Consider the following 2,836-nt stretch of genomic DNA (forward strand, 5'->3'; position numbering starts at 1 on the left):
AGCTGAAACCGCTTCCGGCAGTGGGAAAAGGACGCCAAAAGCGCCTTCCTTTTGTTGTTTTCCAATCATTTAACCGAAACAGACAAGCGAGGTTCCGGGCCACAATTCACTCCCGGGAAGATGGCCACAACCCGCCATCCGTGAATAATAAGGGGTGACAGAGCAAACAATTTTTCCTATATTCAGGTAGTTATAATTTTTCCGGGTAAAGAGGGCGCACATCGGGCGAAAAAGCAGGATCGATGCGAGAGGAGGGGATACCGATGATGAAATATCCGACGTGGCTTGCCGCTATCATCGCCACGGTCTTTACTCTCCTTGCAAGCGGAACCCCCGCGAAGGCGGATTTGCAATTTCCCCTGAAGAGCATTTCTCCGGTAATCACGCCATCGGGAGAATACCATCTCAGGCTGGGAGCCAGTTACAACAAGGGGGAACTGCTTCTCTTCCAGACCGAGAACAAGGACAGGCGCGTCTATGAACTCCCGAGTTTCAACATGGCCGTCGGCCTGTCTCACAACGTGGAACTGCTCCTCCAATACCCCCTTCTTCTTATAAACCAGAACGACAAGACGCAGGACTACGGATCGGGAGACCTCAAGATAACGGCCGTCTTCAAGTTTCTCAGGGTGCGCAAGATATTCCCCGACTTTGCCTTCACCCTGGCGATGAAACTTCCCAACGCCAGCAACGAGGAAGAGTTCGGAACAGACGAGACGGACCTGTTCCTGGGAATCGCAGCTTCCCGGACAATCGGGCCTGCCACGCTCCTGATCAACGCCGACTTTGCAATTCTGGGAGACCCGTCTGCGAGAAACACGCAGGACGATCTATTTGAGTACAGAGCAGGGCTCATCTACCCGATAAGGGAATCCGTATCGGCATCTCTGGGGTTAGAAGGGGCGGAGACCAGCAGGAGAACGAATGACCGCCGCTTCATCCGGGGAGGAATCGCCTTCAGCTGGAAAAAGTTCCTCGTCGATGCGGGGGGAGCGCTGGGGCTCTCGGAAGAATCGGGGGATTTTCAGGTGGCCGTTGGGATAACCATGATGTTCGGCATCGAGAGCGGACCGGCCTCCCACCCCTGATACCCCCCCTTAAGTCAGGACGAAGAGAGCCCAGAGAAACAGGATGCAGCCGAGAAGCAGGCTGACCCCGATTCCCGCCGGTATGGTCTTTCGCAAAACGTCGGGCTCCTTTCCGATGCCGTTGCAAAGGGGCGTGGCTATGGCGACCTTGAAGGGGCTCGAGATACTTCCAACGCCCGCACCCACGGCGAGAACGGAGGCCAAAAGGGCGGGATCCACGCCGAGAAGATTTCCTATGTTTACCTGTAATTTAGCAAAGAGCATGATCGAAGCGACACCGTAACCGGTGAGGAGGGTGCCCGCCCATCCGAGGAAGGGAACGAAGAAAAGATAATATATTCCCGTAACGGCATGGAGCCCCTCGGCGATTACCGTGGCGAGATTCCCCGATGGTGAAAGCTTCGAAAAGGAGGGGTCAAAGCCGGAAAAGGAAATGACCTGGCCCATGGCGCCGAAAAGGGCCATGGCAACCGCCGCTCTCACGCTTTTCGGGAAGTTGTCTCGAAAAATTTTCCCGAAACGCCCAGCATTTCCCCCGTTTGCCTTCACCGCTACGTACCCTGCGAGAAACAGGAAGGTGTATATGTCCTGAAGCGGCCTGAAGGTGACCGGGTGAGCGCTGATTATTTCGACGTTTAGGGAGAAGACCCCCTCGAGAAACTCCTTCAGGACAGGAACGTGGTTGGCTATAAGATAGAGAAGCACGATGATGCCGTACGGGATGACATCCTGGTAGCGCGGCCTGACCCTTTCTTTGACAACACCCCTTTCCCCGCACATCCCCGCTCTCCCGGCGATGTACACCGCTGCAATCGCTACCGCGCCACCCACCACGCCGGAGACGGCAAAGGTGAGAAATCTCACGGAGAAAAGAACGGCTCCCCCCAGCGCGAGCGCCGACAGGACGAGGAGGGCGTAGTCAGCCCCTGTCCACGGGTGAGATGAGACGACGAAGGGCAAAAGAAAGGAGAGGAAAAAGATAGCGATGACGGAAAATACCGCCACCGGCATGAGGAGGGAGGCGACCTTGATCCCCGAAGCCAGGGAGAGAACCATCATGATGATACCAGCAAACTCGAGGGTCAAAAGCCCGGAGTACCCCAGGATCGACAATGCCGCCGACTCTTCAGGGTGGAACCCTTCGGCGTAAAAAAGGGGGGCAGTAAGGGGCTCGGCCACGATGCCCATGCCTTCGAACACATTGCCGAGGCCAAAAGAGAGGATCAACGCCTTGCCGGGCTTGTTCTCGACCCGGCCGCAGAGATAGTCGCCCACCCTTTTCAGGGCGCCCGTGCCGATGAGCACATCGGCAAGCAGGATCCCCGCCCAGACCACCAGAATAACCGGCATGGTCGTTACGACCCCATCGACAACGGAAAGGGCTATCACGGAGAGAGGGGTGTGGAAGGCAAAATAGACGACTGCGGACGTATAGAGGAGGCCCGCCGCCCCCGTTACGATCACCCCCGCCCTGAACAGGAGAATGAGGAGACTGATGAAGACGACCGGAGAGACCGCCAGGACAAAATCAAACAAATGACCCCCCAGAGACGAATTCGGAAAGGTATCCCATCATAATAAGTGGGGGCCCCGATGGAAAGAAATTTTTTCCTCCTCTCCCGCGATATGAACCCTTACGAGGAGAAACCCGCCGAAACCGGAAGCAAGGAAGACAAAATAAATCGTTTAATATCATATGCTTAAGGTGGTGTCAGAGCAAAGGGGGAAGGTGTCAGAGCAAAAGTGGT

Annotated in this window: 2 protein-coding genes; one reads left to right on the forward strand and one right to left on the reverse strand. The window is 55.9% G+C overall.

Going from position 1 to position 2,836, the window contains the following annotated elements; all coding sequences use genetic code 11:
- Window positions 1-263: 263 nt before the first annotated feature.
- Window positions 264-1,088, forward strand: a complete 825-nt coding sequence (locus GTN70_05135) for a hypothetical protein (protein ID NIO16367.1) — start codon at window positions 264-266, stop codon at window positions 1,086-1,088.
- Between the two features lie 9 nt (window positions 1,089-1,097).
- On the opposite strand, the gene GTN70_05140 is transcribed toward GTN70_05135, so the two are convergent.
- On the reverse strand, window positions 1,098-2,624 hold the full coding sequence (locus GTN70_05140) for a hypothetical protein (protein ID NIO16368.1): 1,527 nt from the start codon (window positions 2,622-2,624) through the stop codon (window positions 1,098-1,100).
- Between the last annotated feature and the right edge of the window lie 212 nt (window positions 2,625-2,836).

The organism is Deltaproteobacteria bacterium (assembly GCA_011773515.1).
Taxonomy (GTDB): domain Bacteria; phylum Desulfobacterota; class Deferrimicrobia; order J040; family J040; genus WVXK01.

Coding starts and splice junctions, on each gene's coding strand:
- GTN70_05135 (NIO16367.1), top strand. CDS start 264: ATGATGAAATATCCGACGTGGCTTGCCGCTATCATCGCCACGGTCTTT.